This window comes from Halomonas borealis, assembly GCF_004798905.1.
Lineage (GTDB): Bacteria > Pseudomonadota > Gammaproteobacteria > Pseudomonadales > Halomonadaceae > Halomonas > Halomonas borealis.
The window spans coordinates 1-271 of sequence record NZ_SDMO01000070.1 but is presented as its reverse complement, the minus strand read 5'-3'; the positions used below and the strand labels follow the sequence as shown (position 1 = coordinate 271).

The following is a 271-nucleotide window of genomic DNA, read 5'->3' as shown; positions in this document are numbered from 1 at the left end:
AAAGATGGAGTGGCAATTGCAGCTGGTGTCTTTATTGAAGTCAATCAAGAATTTCTTTACCTTTATGGTGGATCTGACGGCGCTTATGGCAAGTTAGGTGGCCCTTTCCTTATGCAGCATACAGCCATGCTTCATGCAATTGAGCGTCAGATGAAAACCTATAATTTTTATGGTATCTCAGGAAACTTTGATGGCAGTGATGGTGTTTTGAAATTTAAGCAAAATTTTGGGGGCTATATCACACAAAAAGTAGGAGAATTCTCCTACTATC

The 271-nt window shown here is 39.5% G+C and carries 1 protein-coding gene; it reads left to right on the top strand.

Annotated features, from left to right (window positions below; translation table 11 throughout):
• On the top strand, nt 1–271 hold a 271-nt coding region (locus ETC07_RS16205), incomplete at both ends, for a peptidoglycan bridge formation glycyltransferase FemA/FemB family protein (protein WP_136249330.1).